Genomic DNA, 20,610 nt, shown 5'->3' on the forward strand with positions numbered 1-20,610 from the left:
CACTGCCCACCAGAATCCCCGATGCTCCCGGGGAACCGAAACAGTGACGGCTTCCGTTCATGTCGCAACAACGTTTCGTTCCGGCCGCCGTCGCAGATCATCTGCATACTGCCAGCTGCGGGTGGGGCGAGCACGGGGCCGGCGGCGCGTCCCCTTCTCCGAACCGGCCGGTGGAGCGCTTCTTTCATGCACGAGGAAAAGCACGACGCAGCGGTGGCGGACGGGGCGGCGGGCAGGGTGGCAGCGGACGGCCTGCGGGCACTCGACCGGCGGAGCGTTCTGCGCGGATCCGCGGCGGCCGCCGTCGGAACGCTGATGGCACCGGCCTGGCTCACGGCATCCGCCGGCACCGCCGCGGCCGCCTCCACCACGACCACCGGCGCCGCCGAAGGCACAGCCGGTGGCAGCGCAGCCGCCGCGTTCGTCGACGCCTACCGGACGAACACGACCGCGGACCTGACCGCGGCGGGCAACGCGGCCGTGCGGATCCTCGACGGGATGGCGAAGCTGTGGCAGACCGGGACGGCCTGGAACACCGGCAGCCCGCTGCGGCCGGACGTGCTGCGCGAGAACATGCGCTACACCGCCGAGGTGACCCGTCGGCGCACCGACGCGCAGGCCCGTGACGCGTTCATCTACGACCGGCAGCACCAGAGCTACGCCGTGATCGCCGCGCTCGGCCCGCTGGCCGCGCTGTACAAGGAGGGGGCGCTGGCCGTCACCAGCATCACCTCCGCTCCGGACGGCACCCCGCCCGCGAAGATCGACGATGCCGTCCCCGCGGGCGCGCCGGCCGGTTCGGCGATCGGGGCCGGTTCGGTGAGCTCCGCGCTGGGCAACGTCGTCACTCTCGTGAACACGGTGCGCGGCCCGTTCGCGTCCAGTAATCCGAGCAAGTTCAGCTACCTGTACCCGCGCCCGTGGCGGATGACCGAGCGCAGCGAGATCGTCGACACCGGCGCCGTCGACGACCTGGGATTCCCGGTGTACCGCTCGGAGGTGACGGTCGCCGCGCAGCTGTTGCGCCAGCGGTCGACGGTGCCCGCCGAGGACGGCGGTTTCCCCAGCGGGCACACGAACGCCTTCCACCTGGCCGCGCTCGCCCTCGCCTACGCCGTGCCCGAGCGGTTCCAGGAGCTGGTGGCCCGGGCGTACGAGCTGAGCAACACCCGGATCCTCGCCGGTATGCACTCCCCCGTCGACGTGATCGGCGGGCGGATCCTGGCGACCGCACTCGCCGCGGCGACGCTCGGCGACCCGGCCAACGCGGCGCTCAAGGTGGCCGCACGAGCCCAGGCCACGCAGTACTTCACCGGACGGACCGGCACGACCGCCGACACCCTGTTCGCCTACGCGCATACGGCGGCGCCCGGCACCGGCACCGGCACCGGCACCGGCACCGGCACCGATGCCTACGCGAGCCGGGAGGCCAACGCCCGCAGGATCGCCCCGTTCTACACGTACATGCTGCGCCGCAGCGGGCCGGACCGGCCGCTGGTCGTCCCGAAGGGCGCCGAGGTGCTGCTGGAGACCCGGCTGCCGTACCTGAGCGCGGACCAGCGCCGCGCGGTGCTGCGCAGCACCGCGCTCCCCGGCGGCTACCCGCTGCTGGACGGCACCGAGCAGTGGGGCCGGCTCGACCTGTTCACCGCGGCCGACGGCTACGGCGCCTTCGACGGTGACGTGTCCGCCGACCTGGACGCCTCCCTCGGTGGCTTCCACGCCCACGACACCTGGCGCAACGACATCGGCGGGCGCGGCGGGCTGGTCAAGACCGGCAGCGGCACGCTCGCGCTGACCGGCGCGAACAGCTTCACCGGCACCACCACGGTTCGGGCCGGCACCCTCACCGCCGGTTCGGCTGCGGCGCTCGGCCGCGGCGACGTCCGGGTGGAAGGCGGTGTACTGCGGGTCGAAGCCACGAAGACGGTGCAGGTCAGGGGCGACCTCGCGCAGACCGGCGGCGCGCTGGAGGTGACGGTGGGAGCCGCGGGAGCTGGGCGCGAGGCGCCGCTGCGGGTCGAGCGGGCGGTTCGGCTCGGCGGCGCGGCGACGTTGACGATCCGGCTGGATCCGGCGGTTCGTTCGCTGCCGCGAGGCTCGGTGCCGGTGCTCACCGCGGCGTCGGTGCGCGGCCGGTTCACCCAGGTGACGGTGCTTGCCGACGGTGTGCGGGCGGTCGTGGAGCACGGCGCCCGCGAGGTCTCGGTGCGGCTTCTCCCGGTCTGAGCCTGGCCCGGCCCCGGCCCCGGCCCCGGCCTGGGCCGGGCCGGTGTCATCCGCCGGTCGAGAAGTCGATCTCGCTGATCGCCACGAAGGTACCCGAGCCATTCGAATGGTCGAAGGTATCGACGATCCACACCCGCGCGATGCGGACATCCCGGCCGGCCACGCCCTTCAGCACCTGCGGTTCACCGCTGTCGCTGAGGTCCTTCGTCCAGCACTGGTCGTCGAGTTGGATCCCGATCTGTTTCGGCTGTGCCTGGACCGGTGCCTCCGGATCGTTCTTGGGCAGGCCGGCCCGGATCGAGACCCGATCGACACGAACCGCGCTGGTGAATCGCAGCACCAGGGTCGCGCTCCGGCCGGCGGTCTTCGGGCAGCTCTCACCGATCTCGGCGGTGGGGTCCCAGGCTGTCATCCAGGCCCGGTTGCGGGATCCGTCCACGGCACGTTGCGCCAGGTAGCCGGGCCGCTCGTCCATCTCCGGATCGACGCGCACCGAGGCGAACTCGTCGATCTCGCGGTAGGAACCCGGCAACACCGTCGAGAGCCGGTCAGCGGCCCAGCTCCGGGTGGTGGTGCTGGCCGACGCCAGCACCACCGCGATGAGGGCGACCACCAGCGTCGTCCGGAAGGCAACGACCCGTAGCGCGAGCGGTCGGCTGTAACCGGACCGCCCGGTCGCGGCGCGGCGCATCTCCCGGTCGAACCTGCGCCGCTCGCCGGCCCGTTCGAGGCTCGAGCCGAGCCCCCGCGACGGGACGGGCGCGGCGGCGGGCCGTGGGTCGTCCGGCCGCAGGTCGGACTGCGCGGGAACCAGCATCTGGCCGCAGCGGCAGAAGCGGCTCTGCGGCGGGCTCTCTCGCCCACAGTGGCAGCGTACCGGCGCGTCGGCCAGGCCGGAATCGCTCGGGAGCACGCGTGGGGCGGCCAGCGACTGGGAGGACGTCGCGGAGGACGTCTCCTCGCCGGGATGCCCACCACGACTTCCGTGCAGGGACGATTCGCCGGCGGCGTCGGTGCCGAGGAGCTGGGTGATGGGGATGGGTGTCAGGCCGTCGGGACGTGTGCCCCGACCGATCCGGATACGCCCCTGCGGTGTGCGCGAGGCCCCTGCCGGCGCGCCCGGCAGGCGGGGGGACCGATCCTGCTGACTGGCGCCGGGGCCGGCCGGAGGTGATGACATTGTGGTCTCCGGCCCCGGCCCCGGCCTCACCTCGTAAGCGGACCCGGTGCCCGCCCACCCGCCGTCGCGCTGAAGGTTGCGCGGAGCAGGACCAGGAGCCGGGGCGGGGGCTGGCGGCGGTTCCGCCCGAGGATGCCGCGCATTCGCGGCATCTGCCGGATTTGCGGGACCACCGCCCTCGCCTGACCGGGCAGCGCGCCCGGCCAGGCGCACCGCACCCGGACTGTCGGCCCGCGGCTGGGAGCCCTCGCCCCGCGCGGACCAGAGAATCCGACCGCACCCGGCGCAGAACTCGGCCGCGCTGTCGTTCCCCCGATGGCAGTGCGCACAGGTGGTCACCGAAGGACACCCCAGCCGCCGACCGCACCCCGGTACCCGGAGAGCAGGTCGTCGTGCCGGTCGACGGCGACAAGCTCGGGATCGGTGCCCTCCGTCAGGTCGACGTACGCCGCCGGGTCGGCCAGGCCGGCGAACAGGCCGTACCCGTCCAGCGGACGGCCGTCCGCCCCGGTGACCTCGACGTCGAGGACCGCCGACCTCGACGGCCCGCCACCGCTGTGACCGGCCACCACCGCCACCACCTGCCCGACGCGGACCCGGGAACCGCTCTCGACCAGCGCACGGACCCCGGCGAACCGGTATTCGCGGCCGTCATCCCCTCGCAGCGCCAGCTGCGATTCCGGTGGCGGCCAGGTGGTGACCGCACCGGCCACCACGGCGTGCACGGGTTCCTCGGCGCGGGCCGGGATCCGAACCGCTCGCCCAGTGCTGGGCGCCACCAGCAGGGCGCCCGACAACGGCTGGCACCGAGGTCCGCTGCACGGCTGCGGCTGCGGCTGCGGCTGCGGCTGCGACTGCGACTGCGACTGCGACTGCGACTGCGACTGCGGCTCTGGCTGTGGCTCTGGCTGTGGCTCGGCGCGGTTCGGTGAGCGCGCGGGGGACGGCGCCGACGGCCGGTCTCCGGGGTTCCGCTCCTGCGGCGGCCCGTCCGGCGGATGTGACCAGGCTGGCCCGCCCACCGGGCTCGACCCGCCCGCCCCGGTCCGGACAGGGGGCGAATCAGCGGACGCAGGGACGAGGCCCGGTTCCGAACCGGGATCCGCGCAGCCCTGCGCAACCTCCGCTTCCTCCGCCGGGTAGGAAGCGAACAGCGCCGAAAGTCGGTCATTGTCGTCCCCCCGCGGACCACTCGCCGTGACGTCGGCCCCCATCCGGCATCTCCCCCGTAATCACGAGTGGTGCGCGCGGCGTCACAGCGCATTCCGGACGGCGGCCGCACCTTGTATCGGCAACGGTATACCGCACGCACCGGCCACCCATCCGAAATAGTGCGTTGTTCCACGATGCCGGGATTGGACGAAGTCCACGCCCCGCCGGTCAGGAACCATGTCGGGCGGGATGGTGCAGTGCTACCAGGAGCACCACGTTTCTCGAACTGTTCGAACGAAAGGTGCGAGTTGGTGGCCGCGACCTCGGGTGCCACGGCCTCGGGTGCCACGGTCTCACCGAACCGTCATCCGCCACGAGCATCCTTGCGTACGAGCAAGTTCTCCACATCGGCGCCCCGCACCCCAGCCGGACAGCTCCCCCGACCCGGACTCCCTCGACACCGCACCGACCTCGGATGATCTGTCTGGTCCGCCGCCTCGACAGGTTTGCTTATCCGCTTCCGGCAAACCACCGAGAATCACCCGCCGGCCGGCCCACCCGGCCTGCAACGTCGCATCCGCAGAAAGGGACCACCTGGCGACCACCAGCACTGCAATAGTAGCGATGTCTCGGCCGGCGCGGACGCCGGTGCAGACAATGGCGTCAGGCCGGCGTATGGGCGCGGAAAGCGCCGGCCTGAAGGAACGCGGGGGGCGATGCGTCGCAGCATGGGCGTGTGCAGGTACGGCTGGCCGATGTTCAGGCCCGGCCAACGTCGGAGGGCGCTGTGACGGCTGAGAGCGCGCCGCCGCGGGTCATCCCGGCACGATTTCGTCCGCCGCCGGCCGCGAGAATGCGCCGGGAACGCCTGACCAGGGAGTTCGCCGGCTCGCCGGCCTACCGCGTCGGCCTCGTGGTCGCTCCGGCCGGAGCGGGGAAGTCCACACTCCTGGCCGAGATCGCCCAGCACCTGCGCCATCCCACCGCCTGGCTGACACTCGATGATCGGATCGGCACCAGCGGTGCGTTCCTCGCCCACCTCCAGGCAGCCGTCAGGAACGCGAGCCAGCCGGCAGCGGCACAGGCCTCTCCGGCGGCACAGCACACCCCGGCGGCGCGGGCGCCCTCGGCGGAGGGCACGACCCACGCCGGCCAGGCCACCGAGCGGCCCTGGACCGACATCGAGATGGCGATCACTGATCTCGAACAGCGGCTGCGGAGCGATCTGCTGATCGTTCTCGACGACCTGCACACGGTTCAGGGCCAGCCGGCCGAGGCCGCGGCGCAGACCTTCCTCGACTACCTGCCGTCCCACGTGCGGGTGCTCGTCTCCGCCCGGTGGCGTCCCGATCTCGACCTGCACCGGCTCCGGCTTGCCGGGCGGATCCTGGAGCTGGACGCGGACGCGCTGCGGTTCCGCGTCTGGGAGGTCGAGGAGCTGTTCCGGGACTGCCATGGGGTCCGGCTTCGTCCCGACGAGGTCGCCGCGCTCACCCGCAGCACGTCCGGCTGGGCCGCCGGGCTGCAGCTGTTTCACCTGGCCACGTCGGGGCGCCCGCAGCGTGAGCGGGCCCGGATCCTCTCCGGGCTGGCCAAGGCCAGAGTCGTCCGGGAGTACCTGACCACCCACGTCCTGGACACGGTCCGCCCGGAGGAGCGGGACTTCCTCATCCGGACCTGTGTCTTCGACCGGCTCACCGACCGGCGCTGCGATGACCTGCTCGGCCGCACGGGCAGCGACGCCCAGCTCGCCGGCCTGGAACGCCGCGGGCTTTTCACCGTCGTCGACGATGACGGGATCAGCTATCGCTACCACGAGGTCCTGCGGATGCACCTGCTCGCCCAGCTCGTCGACGAGCTCGGCGAGGCCGGCGCGAACGAGATACACCACGCGGCGGCCACCCTGTGCGAACGTGACGGAGCTTTGAGTGAGGCAGTGCTGTGTTACTGCCGATGCGGCGACTGGAACCAGGTCCGGCGGCTGCTCGAGCAGGGCGGCGAACGGCTGGCGGAGGATCCGGCCGACTGGTTCGAGCTGCTTCCGCCGTCGATTCGGGACTCCGACCCGTGGGTGCTGCTCGCGGTGGCACGCCGGCTGACCGCGAACGGATCACTGAACGCCGCGGCCGACGCCTACCGGGGCGCCGTCGCCGCCTTCGGCCCGCAGGCCCCCGTCTGGGTTGCCCGGGAGCAGGCCGGCCTCGACGACTGGCGCCATCCGGCTTTGCGGCGGACGACGAGCTGGAGCGGGATGATCCGGAAGGTGCTGGAGGATCCCGGTGCCCACATCGACCGCCCGGCCGACAGCCCGCACGCCCTGCTCACCAGCGGGATCGCCGCCTTCGTCGGCGGCCGGATCCCGCTGGCACGCCGCCGGTTCGACCTGATCACCGACGGAGCCGACGGAGCCGACGGAGCAGGTGGAGCTGGAGGAGCCGGTGGAGGCCCGGTCGTCGAGGCTGTCGCCGCGATCGGCAGCGCCGCCTGCGCCATGCTCATGGCGGACGAACGAGTCCAGCCGGACGACCGCGGAGGCAGGACGCCGGACGACGTCGTCGACGCGGCGATGGCAGCCGCCGAGCGGCTCGGCTATCCGGCCTTCCTGCGGGTCGCAACCGGTATCCGGGCGATGCGCCTGCCTACCGGGCACCGCCGCGTCCTGCACCTGCTCAACGCCGCCGAGGTCGCCGATGACCAGTGGGGTGCAGCGATACTCCGCCTGATCGGCGCGCTCGTCACGCTGACCGCGCCTCCCAGCGCTGACGACGGGGCCGACGCGGGGAGCGAGCAGGCCCTCGCCGCCCTCGCCCTGGCGGCCTCGGTGCGCCACCCGGCCATCGGCGGGCTCGGCGAAACGGCGCAGGCCCGCACGCGCGCCAGGCCGACCGGATCGTGGGCCGCCCAGCAGGCGGCGGCGACGTTGGAGACCGCAGCGCGGGACTTCGACGAGCTCTCCGCGCCGGCACTGGCCACCTGGGCCCGCGTCCTGCGACTGATCGCGGGACGCCACACCGGAACAGCGCTGCCCGAACGGGAGACGGCGCGGACCGTGCGGGCGGCGGCCCGCATCGGCCCAGCCCCGTACGCGCTCGCGCTGGCCGGCAGCGCACCATCGCGCGGCGCCGGCCACCTGCCCGACGGGCCCGGTCACGCCTCCGCGGACGAGATGGCCGCCCGGATCGCGGCCGACGCCGGTATCGGCCCCCTGCTCCGCCGGCTCACCGGGGCGCACGACGAGCACGGGGGCACCCCCACCGACGTCGTGCGCCCGGCCGTCGGCCCGCCAACACCCGCGACGAACACGACCGCCGACCGGCCGGCCAGAAACCAGCCAACCGCCGAGCGGCCAGCCGCGGACCAGCGCGCCGCGGTCGAGCCCGGGCCGCCGAACCCGCGGACCGCAGCCGCGGGCCGGCTGACCATCCGTTGCCTGGGCGGCTTCGAGATCAGCCGCGGTGGCACGGCGATCAGCCTCGACGGGGTGCAGCCACGCAACCTCGAGCTTCTCCACATCCTCGCGGTCCACGCGGACCGTGCCGTATCCCGGGACCGGCTCACCGAGCTGATCTGGCCGGACGCATCACCCAGCCGCGCCAACCACAGTCTGCAGGTGGCCATCAGCGCGCTGCGCGGCCTGCTGGAGCCGGACGTACCACGAGAACAGCGCCGGCTGCTGCGCCGCGCGGGCCAGGGGTACCTGCTGGTCGTCACCGACCACGCCGACCACGATCTTCTCCGGTTCGGGCAGCTGCTCACCGCGGCGGACGAGGCCCGCCAGCGCGGCGATCGCGAAACCGAGGCCGACCGCCTGATGACGGCGATCGAGCGCCACGGCGGTGAGCTGCTTCCGGCCGGCCGGCCGACGGACTGGTTGCTGACCGAGCGAGAACGCCTTCGCGTCGTGCTCGCCACCGCCTGCGAGCGGGTCAGCCGCCTCCTCACCGAGGCCGGTCGGCACGCCGAGGCCGCTCGGCTCGCCGAGCGCGGGCTCGACGTCGACCGGTACCGGGACGGGCTCTGGCAGGTGCTGGCACTCGCCCTGCGCGCAGGCGGGCAACCGGCCGCGGCCGCGCTGGCCGAGGTCCGCTACCGCTCGATGCTCGCGGAGCTGGGGGTCAGCGACGGTCCCGGAGACGGTCCCGGCGGCGGCGGCGGTCGGTGACCAGCGGCGTCAGCCGGTCTCGATCCGGTGTGGGACGTGCGCGGGTTTCGCACCGCGCACCGCCGCCTCCACCGCGCGCAGGTCGGCGTCGCGCGGCACCCGCACCCGCAGCAGCGGCGCCCGGCTGCCCGGCGGGATCCCGTACGGGCGCGGCGACCACTGCGTCCCTCCGCTGTCGATGACCTCGGCCTCCACCTCGGCCAGCACCCTGACGGCGGCGATCACCCCACGCACGGTGCCCCGCCAACGCAGCAGCTCCGGGGTGTGCCGCAGCACCCTTCGGACGTGCTCCGGTGGCCACCGGTCGTCCACCGCGACGCCGAGCCAGCCGGCAAGCCAGCCGAGGAAGTCCGCCGGGGTCAGATCCGGGTCGAGGTAGGCGTCGATGTTGTCGATCGTGGCCAGTGCCGGTGCGAGCACCTGGTCGAACGCGGCGAGCAGATCCCCGAGCGCACCTGCTTCGAGCAGCACTCCCGGCACTCCGCGGGCCAGCGGGAACGGCGTCGGCAGATCGGCGGCCTGCCTCATCGGATGACATCCACCTGATGCTCGAAACCGATCACCAGGCCGTTCGCCGGCACGTCGATCCGCTCTGTGCGGACGGGCCGCTGCTCCGCGGCCGGCGAGTTGGCCCGGGCGATCGGGTTGGCCCGGTAGAGCCGGACCTCCTCCAGGTAGGCGACACCGGGCACCGCCTGGAGCACACCGTGGATGTCACCGATGGTGACCGCCCGGCCGAAGGGCCATCCGGTGCCGTCCGGCCCTCCGGTGACCGGGTGCAGGCGCCGGTGCAGCAGGCGAAGCGCCTCGTCGCGCACCTGCTCGGGGGCCGCCGTGGCGGTTGCCCGCACCCGGGCAGCGACGGTGAAGCCCAGGTAGATCGGGGGTTCCACGACGAGGCGCACCCCGATGACCCGGCGGGCGTCGAGGTAGCGCCGCACCGCCTCACCGGTGCGGTCCGAGACGAGGAGCCCGGTGGGGTCGAGCTGGCCGTCGGCGGCGACGTCGGCGACCCGCGGGACGAGCAGCACGCGCACCACACCCGCGTTCTCGCCGGACTCGTCGACGACGCAGCGCGCCCGGGCGATCTCCGGCGCGGCCTGGCGGGCGAGGATCTCGTAGTCCTCCGTGGTCACCGCGCGGTCGCGGTGGCGCAGTGTCAGTGGGCCGCGAACCCTGGCCTCCTCCACGGTCTCCCCGTCCTGGCCGCCGGCGGCCGGCTCCCGGTTGTAGACCGCCGCCACGTAGGGGATGGAGGTGCGCAGGGTGTTGAGCGACCGGGCCACCACGTTGCCGTCGCGCCCGCCGCCGGTCTGGTAGGGACGAACCCGCACGGTGGCGCCCTTCGCCGGCACCGCGCCGAACGTGCGCACCGTGCCGTCGGCCAGCCGGACCAGCGGCCCGAAGCGGATCTCCCCGGAAGTCGGATCCACGGTGACGTGGTGGTCGGCGGGCCCGCTGGCCGCGAACGACTCGACGGCCTCCCACACCGTCCATTCGAGCTCCGGGGCAGGCTCGGGCAGCGCCTCGGGAGCATCGCCCGGGGCCCGCCGGGCGGCGCCGACCTCGACGACGATCGGCTCCGAGGTCGTCGGCACCGGCGCCTGGCTGAGGGTGAACGCCTGCCCGGCCACCCCTTCGGCGAGCCCGAGGATCTCACCGGGTACCTGCGCCCCGTGCACGGCGTCGACATCTCCGCCGACGGCCATGCCGGTCACCGACACGATCTTCGGCGAATCCCGGTAGCCGCGCACGCCTCGGCGCTCGACGACCCGGCAGCGCACCCAGGCCGCGGACCGCCCGCCGATGTCCCGGACGGCATGGCCGCGGGGCAGATGGAGTTCGATCACACCGGAGGTGTTCAGGCCGTTGGTGGTGTCCTGTTCCTGCGGGCACCGACGCCACCGCTCGCCGTCCCAGGCCTCCCAGCGCAGCGGCGGGTTGTCCGGGTCGATGCCGTGCCCGCTGACCGTGCAGGCGAAACGCAGCAGGACGATCAGCGACGGGGCCGGCCGGTCGAAGCCGATGTACAGCGCGTCGCCCGGCTTCGGGTGCTGGTCGAAACAGGCGAACCCGGTGCCCAGGCCGAGCTCCTCGGTGTGGTCACGCCACGTCTGGCCGTCGATGACGGACCCGACCCGTACCGAGCGGGCGGGCACCACGTCGAGGTCGACCATCGTGGTGAACTCGATGGCCGGCTCGGTGGCGGTACGCCGGGTGGAGACGACGGTCCCCTTCGGGATGCGCACCGTGGCGTCCTGCGGCGCGGACAGCCGGAACGACACCTCGGCCCGCGCGGCGACCGGCGGGAACAGCCGGACCCCGACGAGGTCGAGGAAGCGCAGGTAGTTGCGCTCGGGGACCCGGTTGAGCCGGTACAGCATCAGGTCGGTCATCCAGGCGAAGGTCTCGACGAGGGTGATGCCCGGATCGCTGACGTTGTGGTTCGTCCACGTCGGGCAGCGATCGGCGATGAAGCGCTTGGCGTCGTCGACGAGCTGCTGGAAGGTGCGGTCGTCGAGATTCGGTGCCGGCAGGGTCATCGGAGGGCCTCCGTCTCGTCGTCGGGGATCACGTAGAACGGGACGACGAGGTTGCGCCGGTCGTAGTCGTCGCGGATCCGGTAGGCGATGTCGATCCACAGCGTCGACGCGGCGACGTCCGGCGTGACCACGACCTCGAGGACCTCGACCCGCGGCTCCCACCGGGTGAGCGAGCGCTGCACCTCGTAGGCGATCAGACCGGCCGTGTTCGCGTCGGCCGGCGCGAACACGTGGTCGGCGAGCGGGCACCCGAACTCCGGGCGCATCGGCCGTTCCCCCGGGGTGGTGCTGAGGATCAGGTACATGGCCTGCTCCACCTCGGCGGCGCCCGTCGTCATCGCGAACGCGCCGGCCGCGTCGACCGCCACCGGCCAGCGCCACCCGGCTCCGAGGAAGCCACCCGCCGCGGGGCCCACCGGCTGCACCGTCATGGCCCCACCAGCACCGTCGCGCCCGAACCGACGATCATGGCCGTCATCTGCGCGCACTGGGTGACCGGGCAGCCCGAGTAGGCCACGCCGCGCCCCTCGACGCGGACGGTGCCGCTGCCGGAGAGCACCCGGCCCTGCTGTGTGGCCGGCACAAGGTAGGGATCGGAGACATGCAGGCCGACGTGCGGCGGCAGGTTCGTGCCCGTGGACGACTCCAGCGCCACCGGCTTCCCGCCGACGAACACGGTGGCGGAAAGACCCATGGTCAACGGCGCCGAGAACGGCAGCGGCGCCGGTGAGAGGATCGGGGCACCGGCGGGCCCCGGTATCTGGTGGACCGCGCACATACCGGTGATCTTGTCCCCGGCGACGACGACGGGAGCGCTCACCGAGTCACCTCCCTCACGCCGATCTCGGATTCGTCCATCTCGCCTGCCGCCCGTGGCCCGCGAGGTCAGTTCAACTTGATCTGGGAGCCCTGCACCGTGACGTCGGCGCTGCTGGTCACCGCGACGCCGCCGTCCGCCGACAGCGATGCCGAGCCACGCGCGGAGATCTCCAGATCCCCGTTGGCGGTCATCCGCAGATTTCCCCCGGCCCGGATCTCCACGTCGGAGTCCGTCTCGACGGTCAGCCCACCGGCGTCGTGGTCGAGACGGATCCGGACCCGGCCGTCCCGGGTGCGGATCTCGACGTGCTCGTCACCGTCGGCGTCGCTGATCATGATTTCGTGGCCCTGGCGGGTCCGCAGCCCGCGGCGCACCGCCAGGCCCGTGGCGGTGTCGACCCCGCCCTCGAACGGCGGCGCGTCCACCCCGTTGTAAAGGCCGGCGAGGACGAAGGGGCGGCGGGGATCGCCCTGCTCGAAGGCGACCAGCACCTCGTCGTCGACCTCCGGCGGGATGAGCAGGCCGCGGTCCGGGCCGGCGCCGGCGAACGCGACCCGCGCCCAGTACGTCTCGTACTCGGCGGACAGCCAGGGCAGGCGGACCCGCACCCGGCCCCGCGCCTCCGGATCGTTGATGTTGGAGACGATGCCCGGCACCACCCCGGGGATCGTCGGGTTGCCTCCTCGTGCGCCGCCCGCCGCGGCGACCAGGCCGAGCAGCGAACGGTCATGCCCACCCGCGACGGTGAAACGGGTCCGGTAGCCGGAATGGTCGAAGACATGCTCGGCGTGTGAGACCGTGAGCTTCCCGTCGAAACGGCCACCGGTGCGCCCGACGCTGAGCGCCACACCGGCGAGGATGCGCGGGTCGCCGTGGGCCACCCCCTCCGCGGCCGCCGAGGTACTGGCGATCCGCTCGGCGAGCGCGGCGACCATCGCGTCGCATTCGGCCTGGGTCGCCAGCGGCCTTGCCGCGGCGGTGAAGCGGGCGTTGGCGTTCCCCGCGCCGAGCGTCGCCGGCTCGTCGGGAAGCTGTGCCGAACTCGTCCGTGCCCGGGCCGTCGCCACCACCTCCTGCTTGGCCCGGTCGTCCCAGCCGCGAACCTCCACCTCGGTGACCTGCTGGGCCGCGGTCACCCGGGCGGTGAACACCTCCAGGTCACCACCCGGGGTCAGCTGCAGATGGTCCCGGCTGTCGAAACCACCGGGGCCCGGCGCCTCGTCGGCCGGGGCCGGCCGGTCGAACTCGAGCCGGTTCCCGCGGACCCGCAGCACGTAGCCGATCTCACGGGCGCGCCGGGTGAGGAAATCCCAGTACGTCTCGCTGATCTGCCCGACGTGGTCGTGCACGACGGAGGTCGCCGCGATCGTCCCGGTCTCGATCCCCGCCTTCCCGGCGATCATGGAGACGAGATCGGAGTCGGTGACGTTGTGGTAGGTCGCGGTGTGGACGCCGTTGAACAGCGCGTACGAGCTGTCGAACGCGACGATCACGGTGTGTGAGCCGAGCTCGTCGTAGGAGATCCCGAGGCTGTAGACGCGCCCCTCGAACAGGGTCGTCTCGGCCGCGGCGCCCGTCGGGTCGGCCGCCGGCGGCGCGGTGACCCGCAGCGTCTTGTGGAAGTCGAACCCGCCGACGGTGAGCAGCTCACGGCCCGGATCGTCGAGGACCACCCGGCAGGCGTCCGGCGCGGCGAGATCGCTGTCGATGACCACCCGGCGGATCGCGGTGATGACCGCGGGTGGCACCCTGGCCGAGTCGAGGTAGAGAACGGGCAGCGCCCCGTAGGTCTCCGCCGCCATCACCGACCACCCCGCCGGCCCGGCCCGGGCGTGAGGTCGGCGCGGTCCGGCAGCAGCAGCCGGGCGCCGGAGGTCAGCCGGGTCGGATCGTCGAGCCCGTTGAGCTCCGCGATCGCCCGCCAGCAACCGGCGTCGCCGTAGGTGCGGTACGCGATGCCGGCGAGGGTCTCGCCGTCGATCACCCGGTGGGCGCGGCGCGCGCTCACCCCGCCCGAGGTCGGATTGGTCCCCTTCGGCTCCTCCGGGACAGCCCTCATCGCCAGCGACACCTCGGCCCTGGTGGGCGCCCCGCTCGGCGCGAACAGGTTGCAGGTCGCGTCGACGCTGGTGAGCAGGCCGATGAACTGGCCGCTGGCGCCGAGCTTGAACTCACCCCAGGTGAACATCAGCACCGGCGGGCTCGGTGACGTCCCCTCACGCGAATCCCTGGTCGGGTTCGTCCACTCCAGCAGCTGCTGGATCTCGGCCAGCACCGATCGGTCCTGCCCGCGGCCGGCATCGAGCAGGAGACTGAACTGGAGATCGGCGGCCCGGGCGCCGAGGAAGGTCGGACGGGACGACTCCCGGGCCGCCTGCGTGGGCTGCTCCCGGTACTCCGCCCGTTTCCCGATCTTGATCGTGGACGGGTTGAAATGGAAGGTCACCCGCGTGTTCTGGTTGTCCTGCTCGCACAGCCGGGCCCTGACGAAACTCCCGCGCGCCGGGCTCACCGCCCGATCACCGGCCCGGCCACTGCGCCCGGAACCCCTGGTGGGCGAACTCCAGGGTCTCCGTCGCCACCTTCGCGTCGGCGCTGGAGAAACGCGGCCCCGAATAGCGGACCGGGCACACCCCGACCATCGTCCACTCGGCGATCCGGCGCAGGTTGTCATCGAACGCGGTGATCGTGGCCGTCGTCTCCCGCCCATCGCCCTCCCGCGCGAAGGTGCTGAACCAGCCGCTGAGGTTGCGGCTGTCCGCGTCGATCGGCCGGGTCAGCTTGACGTTCTGGTAGTGGACGCGCCCGAGGAGCTGATGCTGGAAGCCGTTCTGGCCGCCCTCGTCGTAGGTCTTGATCTCGTAGCTGGCATCCAGGCCCTCGATCGCGGTGAAGGCACCGAGCTCGAACGCGCCGATGGTCACGTCGAAACGCAGCCCGTTGGCCGGCCCGGGCCTGGATGGCCGGGGTCTGGCCGGCACGGGTCTGGCCGGTACGGGCATCGGAGTCCTCCTCTGCTGCAGTGACGACGACGCGGCGTTCACAGCGGGTCCGCCAACAGGCCGCGACGTTCCCGGTCGGCGAGCAGCTCCGCGCGTAGCCGACGGGCCAGATACTCGTAGATCCGCTCGGCGAGCCCGGCGATCTCGGCATCCGGAATCCGCCCACCGCTCCCGCTCCCGGTCCCGGCTGTGGCGCCCGCGGCTCCGGCTCCGGCAGGTTCTGGGGCTGCCGGCTGCTCATCCGCCGTCACCCTGGCCACGTTCGGCGCGGATGCGCTGAACCTGGTGACCAGCGTGGATGGTGCGGCCGCCGGCGGCAGGGATGCACCGGCGGCCGACTCGGGCTCCCGCGACACGGCGATCTGCTCCGGGTGGAGCGACCGGGCTGGCTGGAGTGCCGGGAAGGGCTGGAACGCTGGGATCGGCCGACGTTGAAGGGGCTGATGCGCCGGCCCGGCCGGATCCGATGCCACCCCCGCAAGGCGTGCCACGGACGGTGCCGACAACGGGGCGGGCGCCTGTGCGGGCCCAGGCGGGCGCCCCCACGCCGGAACGATCACGGGTGGCGTTCCGCCGGCACCGTCGGCACCGTCCGACGCGGACGCTGCGGAGGCGGCACCCCCCCGTCCGAACGCAGGGGACGTGCCAGGGCCACCACCGCGCTCGGCCGGCGCGGACCACACCGTGTCGGCCGGGCCGCCGGAACGGGGCGGATCGGAGACACCGCTGTCTGCCCGCGCCGCGGCACGAGCCACCCGCTGGACGCGCGGAACCAGCGGGACCGGGCCCGCCAGCGGAGGCTGGACGACACGTGCCACCGGACGGTCCCTCGACGAGGTCGTGGCTCGCTGCTGCGGCGTCCCGCCGGTGGCCCTGCCCGCCATTCCCGTCAGGTCCGCCGGCCCGCTCGAAGCCGCCCGCCAATCCGACTGTGCCCGCCCATCCGACACCGCCCGGCCGTCGGACACCGCCGGCGCCCCCGGCATGGCTGGGAAACCCGGAGGCAGCGGCGGGGCGTCCCGGAACACCGGAGCGTCCGGGGGCGGCACAGCCGGGACGTCCAACGCCGGTGCGACGCCTGGCAGCGGTGGAACGTCCAGATCCGCCGACACGGACGGTGCCGGCGGTCGTCCCACCGATTCCGGTGTGGATGTGGCCGGTGACAGGGGTTCCGCGGACGGGACGACGTCCGTGGAACGCGCCGCCCGGCTCACCGGTGGCACCGATCTGGCGGGTGGCCGCGAGGGCGGTGACAGGAGCTGCTGCTCCGGGAGCCCGGCCCGCCACACGGCGGACGTGCCCCCCGCGCTCTGCGTGGGCGGCGTTCCTCCAGGCGTTGCGGTCAGCTCCGACGGCGACGGAGCGCCGGGCTGCCGCCCACCGCCTCCAGAATCAGACCCGCCAGTGCCACCGCCTCCCGGACTCTCGTTTCCGGGGCCATCGCCTCCAGAGCCGCCGCTTCCGGAGTCGTTGCCTCCGGAGTCGTTGCTTCCGGGATCGACGAGGGGGCGGCGCGAGACCGGCAGGCCGAGGCCGGCCCGGCGGGCAGCCGGACGGCCGCCGGGGCCCGTCCCCTCTGGGGAACGGGTGACTGACGGCGTCTCGATGACCCGACCCCGCCGTGGACGATCATCTCGTGTCGGCCCGATCGGGACACCGAGGCCACGGCGCCCGGCGGGCGCGTCCGGCGATCCCACGCCGGACGGCGCCGCCTCCGTGCTGGCCGACGACGGTGGCGGCGGGTTCGTAGCCGCTCGTGCCACGGGCATGGCCGGCCACCCGCCGGCGTCACTGCCGTGATCGCCGAGACCGAGGTCGCCCCCGCCGCTGCGAGGCATGTCTGACGACAGGCCGTCGTTCTCGGCGGTCGTGCCTTCCCGCGGCTGCGGAGTGCGCGCACCGGCACCGATGATGTCCCCGTCCGCCGCGGTGGCTGGCTGCGGCCGGCGCAGCACACGGACCACCGGGGGCGGCAGCTCGGCGGCAAGGCGCATGGGCTGTACCGACCCGGTGCTGGCAACCAGCCGGCGGGGCGGCGGCGTGGGAGCAGCGGGTACGGATGCCGGAACCGACACCGGCAGCGGAGCCGCGGCGAACGGAGTCGCGGCAGGCGGAACCACACCATCCGACGTCAGGCCGCCGGCAACCGCCGCACCGGGCGCCCCGTCGGGTGCCGAGGACGCGGAAGGTGCGGTCGATGATGGCGGGGCGCCGGTCGACGGAAGGTCACCGACCGATCGGGCGAGCCGCTGGCGCCGCCAGCCGAACGAGGCCTGACCAGCCGGCGGCATCGCCTCGGCGCCCGATCCGACGGCCGTCCTGCCGATCGACTCGCCCGTCGATCGAGCGACCGCGGGACGGTCGGCGACCGGCGGTGGCGGGGTGACCGGCGGCGGTGTGGCGACTGACGGCGGTGTGGCGGCTGACGGCGGTGTGGCGACTGGCCGCGTGGGGATCCGCGCCGCGGAGGCCGGCCCGATGGGGCTGGGCCGGAATGTTCCGGACGGCGCGAGCGGGTCCACGCCGTGGGCCAGGGCACGCAGGACGATCGGGGCCGGGCTGCGACTTCCGAGCCCCCGGGCGAAGCCGGTGGCATCGGCGGTCACCGGATGGTCCGCGGGCCGGATCGGCGGTAGCGAACGCCACGCGGCCGGTGCTGGCAGGGCAGCACGGCCCGAAGCCTCGCCTGGGCCGCTGCCACCGGAGGCGGTCTCCCCCTCCGTGCTTCCATCCCCGCCGACCGCACCGCCCGACGAGGGGCGATCCGATCGACGGCGCAGCCATGCGCCCAGGCCCGAACCCAGCATCGCCTAGTCCAGCCCTCCGGATTCGTCGGTCAGTTTCGTCAGCGCGGTGAGGAAATACCGCCGGTCGGGATGCTCGAGGTCGAGGATGTCCGCGAGCGACCAGTGGTAGCCGGCGGCCAGGTACGCGACCTCCTCGAGCAGGTCCTCGGCCGCGTACGTCAGGATTCCCCCGGTGCACCACCTGCCACGTCGACCGTGAAGGCGTGCTCGCAGGAGGGGCAGCTCACCGCGGCGTGGGTGTGCCCCTCCTGGTTGATCCGGCGGTAGAGGTCCTGCAGGAACGCGAGATCAGGGGCGAACAGCCCCTCGACGACCGCCGGGGTGATCGTGGTGAGCGATCCGAGGCGGGTGATCACCCGGGACAGCAGGAGCACAGTCAGGTACGCCTCGTTGTCCCGCACTCGCGGATCACGCAGCGGGAGGATCTCGTCCCGCGCCGTCGCGAGCCGCATGACGCCTTCGCGGTGTAGCTGGCCGTCGGCGTCCAGATAGCCGCGCGGCAGCGCGAAGGCGAACTCGGTGACCAGCCCGGCGGCGCCTGTGGTCACGCCAGCTCCAGGCCTTCGTGGACGAGCGTGACCTCCTCGATGGTGATCTCGCTGCCGCCGGCCTGCAGGCTGCCGATGCTCACCTTGGACGGCCAGGCGTTGATGAAGTTGAAACGGGCCTTCTCACCGCGGGTGTAGTCGTAGAGGACCACCGAGCCGTTCTTGCGCGCCTCGTCGATCTTCCCCTCCTGCACCTGCTTGATCCACTTCCACCAGCCCGGATCATCGGTCTTGCCGCGCTTGAGCTGGATGTCGCCCCATTTGCGGGCCCCGGGCAGTTTCTTGATGACCGGGATACCGCCCTTCTTGTTCTCCTTGTGCTCGATCACCTGGATCTCCGCGCTGAGCCCGGAGACCTCCTTGAACTGGGCGATCGCCACACCGTCGATCTCGATCTGGTAGGCGTAGTTGCCGAGCGCGTCCTCGCCGATGGGCACGACGTCTCTCCTGTCCGGGTTTCCGGTGAACTCGTCGGGTGGTCAGGTGGCCGGGCGGCGGCCGGTTATTCGGCGCCGAGGGTGATCTGGGCGACCTTGAACACGACGAACTCGGCCGGCTTCACCGGCGCGACCCCGATCTCGATGATCACCTGGCCGGAGTCGACGACGCCCGGCGGGTTCGTCTCCTCGTCGCACTTGACGTAGAAGGCCTCGTCCGGGGTGACCCCGAAGAGCGCACCGTCCCGCCAGAGGCCGAGCAGGAAGGCCGACACCGTGCGCCGCAGCCGCTGCCACAGATCGAGGTCGTTCGGCTCGAACACCGCCCACTGGGTGCCACCGAGAATCGACGCCTCCAGGTAGTTGAACAGCCGCCGGACGTTGACGTAGCGCCAGGCCGGGTCCGAGGAGAGGGTGCGCGCCCCCCACACCCGGATGCCTCGGCCCGGGAACGCCCGGATCACGTTGACGCCCACCGGGTTGAGCTCGTCGTGCTCCACCTTGGTGATGTTCAGCTCCAGGCCGAGCGCGCCGCGCACCACCTCGTTGGCCGGCGCCTTGTGCACACCGCGGGTGTCATCGCTGCGGCTCCAGATGCCGGCCGCCGAACCGGACGGTGGAACGAACCGGCTGCGGCCCTCCACCGGGTCGAAGACGGACACCCAGGGCCAGTACAGGGTGGCGTACTTGGAGTCGAAGTTGGCCTGCTCCCGCCGCCAGTCCCGGATGGCCTGGGCGTTCAGCCCCGGGGGCGGGTCGAGGATGGCCATCCGGTCACCGGCGCTCTCGCAGTGGTCGATGACCGCCCGCTGGACGGCCTGCACCACGTCCAGGCTGATCTGCTGCTGCTGGAAGGCGAACCACAGGTCCGGCACCAGCACCATGGTCACGTCGTCGCAGGCGGCGAGGCCGGCGACGCCGGTGCGCTCGGCGACCTTCCCGATGAAGTCGTCGGCGCCGGCTCGCGGCACGGGCGACGGAGCGGGCGCCTGCAACGCCACCACACCGGACGTCGGCGCCCGGTCGAGTGCCGTGACCCCTTCGAGCTCGGTCACCCGGACGAGCTCCGACCCCTCGTTGACGACGGTCGCCAGGTTGCGCCGCCCGCGCCGGGTGGTGACGTCCTCGAAGACCTCGACGTGCTCACCGTCCCGGATGACCGTGACGGTGAGATGCCGGCCGGCGTCCCCGGCACCGCCGCTGGAGCCGGCTCCCGTGGGGCCGTTCGCACCGGATGCCTCCGCGCCACCGCCACCGTCGGACGCGCCGCCGTCAGGCCCGGCGGACGTCTCCTGGGCAGGCCGGCCAGCCGGAGTGATCTGCACGGACAGGCTGCCACGCACGTCCGGGTCGACCGCCTCGATCCGGTAGACACCCACCCCGGGCCTGCTCGCGCTGGTCAGCTCCGCGACCGGCCCGGCGGCGGCGCCCTCCCCGCCGGAGCCGACGCTCACCACGTAGCAGGCCCCACCGCCGTTGTTGAAGTACTGGAAGACCGCCAGCGGCAGGTACGCACCGGGCACGAAGTCGCCGAAGTTCTCGACGTACTGCCCCCAGTTCGCCAGCCGGATCGCGGTGTTGCGCGGCCCGCGCGCGGTGAAGCCGATGAATGCCGCCACCGCCGTGCCGACGCCCTCGATCGGCCGGGACCCCGCCTCGACCTCCTGAACGTAGACGCCGGGCGACCGGTAGTTCGGCATGCCATGCCCTCCTCGACCTGACCGGGAATG

At 73.1% G+C, this 20,610-nt stretch carries 15 protein-coding genes; 2 read left to right on the forward strand and 13 right to left on the reverse strand.

Annotated elements, in window-relative coordinates; all coding sequences use genetic code 11:
* Positions 1-186: 186 nt before the first annotated feature.
* Complete coding sequence (locus tag ACG83_RS02085; RefSeq protein WP_083472971.1) at positions 187-2,229, forward strand: phosphatase PAP2 family protein; 2,043 nt, start codon at positions 187-189, stop codon at positions 2,227-2,229.
* A 46-nt stretch (positions 2,230-2,275) separates the two neighbouring features.
* Here the strand turns inward: ACG83_RS02085 and ACG83_RS02090 are convergent, their stop codons facing one another.
* On the reverse strand, positions 2,276-3,409 hold the full coding sequence (locus tag ACG83_RS02090) for a zinc ribbon domain-containing protein (RefSeq protein WP_054564450.1): 1,134 nt from the start codon (positions 3,407-3,409) through the stop codon (positions 2,276-2,278).
* 335 nt (positions 3,410-3,744) lie between these two features.
* A complete protein-coding gene (locus ACG83_RS02095) occupies positions 3,745-4,134 on the reverse strand; it encodes a hypothetical protein (RefSeq protein ID WP_054564451.1) in 390 nt (129 codons plus the stop codon).
* A gap of 1,214 nt (positions 4,135-5,348) precedes the next feature.
* On the opposite strand from ACG83_RS02095, the gene ACG83_RS02105 reads away from it, so the two are divergent.
* Positions 5,349-8,723, forward strand: a complete 3,375-nt coding sequence (locus ACG83_RS02105) for a winged helix-turn-helix domain-containing protein (RefSeq protein WP_235497527.1) — start codon at positions 5,349-5,351, stop codon at positions 8,721-8,723.
* Between the two features lie 9 nt (positions 8,724-8,732).
* Here the strand turns inward: ACG83_RS02105 and ACG83_RS02110 are convergent, their stop codons facing one another.
* From ACG83_RS02110 to ACG83_RS02160, 11 genes are all read right to left on the reverse strand, one after another.
* Positions 8,733-9,251 carry a phage tail protein gene (locus ACG83_RS02110; protein ID WP_054564454.1) on the reverse strand — a complete coding sequence of 173 codons (519 nt, stop codon included), beginning with the start codon at positions 9,249-9,251 and terminating at the stop codon, positions 8,733-8,735.
* Positions 9,248-11,266 (reverse strand): putative baseplate assembly protein, encoded by a 2,019-nt coding sequence (locus ACG83_RS02115; protein ID WP_054564455.1) that lies wholly within the window; start codon positions 11,264-11,266, stop codon positions 9,248-9,250. Before ACG83_RS02115 ends, ACG83_RS02110 begins: the two co-directional genes overlap by 4 nt.
* Positions 11,263-11,697, reverse strand: a complete 435-nt coding sequence (locus ACG83_RS02120) for a GPW/gp25 family protein (protein WP_054564456.1) — start codon at positions 11,695-11,697, stop codon at positions 11,263-11,265. Before ACG83_RS02120 ends, ACG83_RS02115 begins: the two co-directional genes overlap by 4 nt.
* Complete coding sequence (locus ACG83_RS02125; protein WP_054564457.1) at positions 11,694-12,086, reverse strand: PAAR domain-containing protein; 393 nt, start codon at positions 12,084-12,086, stop codon at positions 11,694-11,696. The genes ACG83_RS02120 and ACG83_RS02125 overlap by 4 nt, the downstream gene beginning before the upstream one ends.
* A 65-nt stretch (positions 12,087-12,151) precedes the next feature.
* Positions 12,152-13,888, reverse strand: coding sequence for a VgrG-related protein (locus ACG83_RS02130; protein ID WP_054564458.1), 1,737 nt, complete (start codon positions 13,886-13,888; stop codon positions 12,152-12,154).
* The gene (locus ACG83_RS02135; protein ID WP_235497529.1) at positions 13,888-14,598 is read right to left on the reverse strand and encodes a LysM peptidoglycan-binding domain-containing protein; all 711 of its coding nucleotides are present in this window, start codon (positions 14,596-14,598) and stop codon (positions 13,888-13,890) included. The genes ACG83_RS02130 and ACG83_RS02135 overlap by 1 nt, the downstream gene beginning before the upstream one ends.
* Positions 14,599-14,605: 7 nt before the next feature.
* Positions 14,606-15,088: a phage tail protein gene (locus ACG83_RS02140; protein WP_054564459.1), complete on the reverse strand. Its 483-nt coding sequence runs from the start codon at positions 15,086-15,088 to the stop codon at positions 14,606-14,608.
* A 38-nt stretch (positions 15,089-15,126) separates the two neighbouring features.
* Positions 15,127-15,444, reverse strand: a complete 318-nt coding sequence (locus ACG83_RS41890) for a hypothetical protein (RefSeq protein WP_083472974.1) — start codon at positions 15,442-15,444, stop codon at positions 15,127-15,129.
* Between the two features lie 2,609 nt (positions 15,445-18,053).
* Positions 18,054-18,443, reverse strand: a complete 390-nt coding sequence (locus ACG83_RS02150; RefSeq protein WP_054564461.1) for a hypothetical protein — start codon at positions 18,441-18,443, stop codon at positions 18,054-18,056.
* Positions 18,440-18,880: a phage tail protein gene (locus ACG83_RS02155; RefSeq protein WP_006539663.1), complete on the reverse strand. Its 441-nt coding sequence runs from the start codon at positions 18,878-18,880 to the stop codon at positions 18,440-18,442. The genes ACG83_RS02150 and ACG83_RS02155 overlap by 4 nt, the downstream gene beginning before the upstream one ends.
* Before the next feature lie 65 nt (positions 18,881-18,945).
* Positions 18,946-20,580: a phage tail sheath subtilisin-like domain-containing protein gene (locus ACG83_RS02160; protein WP_054564462.1), complete on the reverse strand. Its 1,635-nt coding sequence runs from the start codon at positions 20,578-20,580 to the stop codon at positions 18,946-18,948.
* Positions 20,581-20,610: the final 30 nt, after the last annotated feature.

Origin of the sequence: Frankia sp. R43 (assembly GCF_001306465.1) — a bacterium.
In the GTDB taxonomy this organism is placed as follows: domain Bacteria; phylum Actinomycetota; class Actinomycetes; order Frankiales; family Frankiaceae; genus Parafrankia; species Parafrankia irregularis.

What these genes read in the sequence shown, in the direction of transcription:
- ACG83_RS02085 (WP_083472971.1), top strand. Translation starts at nt 187, where the DNA reads ATGCACGAGGAAAAGCACGACGCAGCGGTGGCGGACGGGGCGGCGGGC.
- ACG83_RS02160 (WP_054564462.1), bottom strand. Translation starts at nt 20,580, where the DNA reads ATGCCGAACTACCGGTCGCCCGGCGTCTACGTTCAGGAGGTCGAGGCG.
- ACG83_RS02115 (WP_054564455.1), bottom strand. Translation starts at nt 11,266, where the DNA reads ATGACCCTGCCGGCACCGAATCTCGACGACCGCACCTTCCAGCAGCTC.
- ACG83_RS02090 (WP_054564450.1), bottom strand. Translation starts at nt 3,409, where the DNA reads ATGTCATCACCTCCGGCCGGCCCCGGCGCCAGTCAGCAGGATCGGTCC.
- ACG83_RS02120 (WP_054564456.1), bottom strand. Translation starts at nt 11,697, where the DNA reads ATGACGGTGCAGCCGGTGGGCCCCGCGGCGGGTGGCTTCCTCGGAGCC.
- ACG83_RS02140 (WP_054564459.1), bottom strand. Translation starts at nt 15,088, where the DNA reads ATGCCCGTACCGGCCAGACCCGTGCCGGCCAGACCCCGGCCATCCAGG.
- ACG83_RS02110 (WP_054564454.1), bottom strand. Translation starts at nt 9,251, where the DNA reads ATGAGGCAGGCCGCCGATCTGCCGACGCCGTTCCCGCTGGCCCGCGGA.
- ACG83_RS02130 (WP_054564458.1), bottom strand. Translation starts at nt 13,888, where the DNA reads ATGGCGGCGGAGACCTACGGGGCGCTGCCCGTTCTCTACCTCGACTCG.